Genomic DNA, 1,555 nt, shown 5'->3' with positions numbered 1-1,555 from the left:
CCTCTAGCTGGTGAGTTAGAGGCGCTTTTTATAAGGACGAAAAATGACAGAACACAAAACGTGCGCGTGGGCGATGAACCACCCTCTAGAGCGCGAATATCACGATGCAGAGTGGGGCGTTCCGGTTTATGACGACAAAGTGTTGTTCGAATTTATTACGTTGGAAGGTGCGCAAGCGGGGTTGAGTTGGATTACGATTCTGAAAAAGCGAGAAGGCTATCGTGAAGCGTTTGAAAACTATGATTTGGACGCGTTGGAACAGAGAAATGAAGAGCGCGCCGAGTTCATCGTCGAAAACTTCGATGTAGTGAAGCATCGCGGCAAAATCAATTCGGTATTTAGCAACGCTAAAGCAGCCAAAGCACTTATTGCTGAATATGGCAGCTTATCAGAGGCGTTGTGGCAGTTTGTCGATGGCAAGCCTGTGGTAAATCAGTGGCATGAAATGAGTGACGTACCTGCTTCGACAGAACAGTCCAAAGCCATGAGCAAGTTTCTCAAAAAGAAAGGCTTTAAGTTTGTCGGTGAAACCATCTGTTATGCCTTTATGCAAGCCGTTGGCATGGTGGATGACCACATCGTTGGATGCCCTAAAAAACAAAACCAGTAACGTTTCGTTTATATAATTGTTCAGTTTATACAGCTAGTTCTGGCTGTCATGAATACGTTCCAAAGCTTCGATACGGCGCCATTGAGTTGTCTCGAAGCTTTGCTTTCTCAAATTAGCAATTTCTAACTGCTTCTGTTCGCGACCCAAAAATTCATCATCAAGAATATCTGCACGTTTTTCTAGGTAATTTGTCAGCTCTATTTCAAACGTCGCTCGTTGTTCATCCAATTTTTGCAGCCTTTGCGCGCCTTCTTCTCCTACCAACTCGACGCGAGCAAGATACTTATCCTGTGAACTGAGTAATGCGGTTTGGTCGAGTTGCCTCGTTAAGGCATTGTTGCGTTCACTTTGCTGGATGTACTCAGGTTGTTCAGATAACGCTTGGTTGAGTAGTAGTTGCTGAGAATCAGAGTCTTGCTCGTACGTTTTAATCACCAGTTTCTCTATTGCGAGTTGGCGTAGTCGATTTTCTTCATCAAATAGTTGGGAAATTTGTTGATCGTTAAAGTATTCAAGTTGCAAATTTAGAATGGCTTCATTCAGCCGTTGCAGTTGGCTTAATGACAACGTCGTATCTTCAAGTGGTTCTAATTTAGAAAGTGCCCGTTTGTACGCGAGATAGGTTTGAAACAACTCAGCATCAATGCCTAGTGAGTTTTGCTGCGAGATACTTTCTTCAATATTTTCTTGGATTTCTTCAAGGCTATGTTCCCCCAAACCACTTAATGAGTACTCAAAAAAGTCTTTCTGAGAGGAGAGGTCGATAGTAGTGTCATGTTGCGATTGAGCCATCTTGGATTGTGGTGAGTCCGATACGTAGAGGGAAGCCGCTCCCACACCGAGAAGCAAAAGAATGGGTACAGCGATAAGAGCGACTTTCTTCATGGGGAATTCCTGTTACAGTCCTTGCAGTTTCAAACGATTCGCATGCTGGCGATACAGCGT

2 protein-coding genes are annotated in these 1,555 nt (G+C 44.1%); one reads left to right on the top strand and one right to left on the bottom strand.

Translation table 11 applies throughout. The annotated features are described in order from the left end of the window. Positions 1 to 43 precede the first annotated feature (43 nt). Entirely contained in the window at positions 44 to 610 is a 567-nt protein-coding gene (locus R7E42_RS24035; RefSeq protein WP_021822793.1) for a DNA-3-methyladenine glycosylase I, read from the top strand. 33 nt (positions 611 to 643) lie between these two features. Here the strand turns inward: R7E42_RS24035 and R7E42_RS24030 are convergent, their stop codons facing one another. Further along, positions 644 to 1,495, bottom strand: a complete 852-nt coding sequence (locus tag R7E42_RS24030) for a lipase secretion chaperone (protein ID WP_318073090.1) — start codon at positions 1,493 to 1,495, stop codon at positions 644 to 646. Positions 1,496 to 1,555: the final 60 nt, after the last annotated feature.

The organism is Vibrio sp. Vb1337 (genome assembly GCF_033338715.1).
Taxonomy (GTDB): domain Bacteria; phylum Pseudomonadota; class Gammaproteobacteria; order Enterobacterales; family Vibrionaceae; genus Vibrio; species Vibrio alginolyticus.
Note: the sequence above shows the minus strand (reverse complement) of the source record. Positions and strands in the feature narration are given on the sequence as shown.